1 protein-coding gene is annotated in these 1,860 nt (G+C 34.7%); it reads left to right on the forward strand.

Translation table 11 applies throughout. The features are described 5' to 3' along the window. The first annotated feature begins 244 nt into the window (after nt 1-244). Nucleotides 245-1,501: a DUF1822 family protein gene (locus F6K13_RS31245; protein ID WP_124154281.1), complete on the forward strand. Its 1,257-nt coding sequence runs from the start codon at nt 245-247 to the stop codon at nt 1,499-1,501. Nucleotides 1,502-1,860 lie beyond the last annotated feature (359 nt).

The following is a 1,860-nucleotide window of genomic DNA, read 5'->3' on the forward strand; positions in this document are numbered from 1 at the left end:
TGATTCTTTAATTGAACCATTAAGTCGTTATTTAGATGAAACCGTTTTTCTAGAGGCAGCTAAGGAAATTTATACAGCAAAGAAATACCAAAAAATGACAAGTTTATTCGCTCAAAAAATGCGCTATTATCTTGAATATTGTCAGCCTATTTGACAGAATAATAAATATTAAAATAACTACATTAATTATTGCATTTTCCACAAAAAGCAAATTTTAAATTACAACAACAAACCGGAGAAAAATATGAATATTTGTTCTAATTATGGGCAAACAAACAGACAGTATTACCGACAATTGCACTCAGAAACTATTGATTTAGAACCTGAAGATTTTCAGCAAGCAACTCTCTTGAGTGGTAAATTTAATAATGAAGCCCAAAAATGGCAAGCTTATTTGAAAATTTTGGGTTTATTCGCACTAAAAAGAAGGTTGAGCGATCGGCATTTAACATTAGATAATCAAATTGAATCTCTGCCAGCTAATCAAATTATCAGTTCAGAACCAATGAGTAATCTGCAAGTCGGCGGATTTAAAGTTTGCTTACTGACAAATGAGAGTATAGTAAATGAAGGAATTGAAATTCCCGAAAAAATGATTAATTCCCCAGATTTTGCTGCTCATTTCTATATAGTAATACAGGTTTTAGTAGAGGAAGAAGAAGCTGTTATAATTGGATTTATACGATATGATAAATTAATAAATCAGTCTTTACAAAAAAACAAAATAGGAAATTATCAACTTTCTTTGCCTGAACTAAATTCTGACTCCAGTCACTTAATTTTAAATCTTAAATATTTGAGTCCAGTAGCTATTAAAATCCCAGAAAATACCTTGACTGAATCAAAATATTGGGAAAAATTAACAAGTTGGTTAGAAGGTATTTTGAGAGAAGGTTGGCAACCAGTGGAAGAACTTATAGGAAATCGTAAACCGATTATACAAATGGCTTTCAGTTTAGATAAAACAACAGAAAAATTATCTCCCAAAGTAGTTAAAAAATTTCTTAAACAATTCCAAATGACTCAAAAACAAAGAGACAAAACACAGGCAGATTTATCTCAACCTGAACTCTCAGAGACAGAAGTAAATCAAGCTCTAGTAAATATTTTACAAACAACAGAAGATGAAGAAACTCGCTGGCAAATTGCCGAATTGTTGTGGGAAATTGACCCTAGTCACCCAGCAGCAGGTGTACGTCGCGCTATCGATCTAGGAATGCAACTAGCAGGAGTTCCAGTGGCATTGATGATAGCAATTTTACCAAAACCAAACCAAAGATTTGCTGTTCTTTCTAGAGTTTATCCTCTCCAAGACCAACGTTTTTTACCAGCAAATTTAAAACTCATTGGTTTAGATGAAATGGGAGAATCTTTATTTGAAATTCGTGCTAGAGAAAGAGATGATTATATTCAGTTCAAATTTACCGCCGATCCAGGCGATCGCTTTAGTCTTCAAGTTAGCCTTAATTCTGCCACGGTGACAAAGGATTTCATAATTTGATTACATAAAGGATATGGTAGGTTGGGTTAAGCGGTAGCGCAACCCAACAACAATGTCTAAAAATATTGGTCTGCAAGAAGAATAGTAGTAGCAAATCAGGACTTATAGAGGTTTTCAGCCTGATGAGGTACATAGATGATCCCCCTAAATCCCCCTTAAAAAGGGGGACTTCCAGTTCCCCCCTTCTCAAGGGGAGTTAGGGGGGATTTCCAGGACTATACCTCACTAGAACTCCTACAAATCTTAGAAGTTTGACAATATAAAATCCTTGTGACATTGAGATTTGGTGTTGGGTTTATCCTAACGGATAAGCTGGCGCTAACGTCTCCTCAACCCAACCTACAAAGAGCAATTTTCAA

This window comes from Okeania sp. SIO2B9 (assembly GCF_010672505.1).
GTDB classification, from domain to species: Bacteria; Cyanobacteriota; Cyanobacteriia; order Cyanobacteriales; family Microcoleaceae; genus Okeania; species Okeania hirsuta.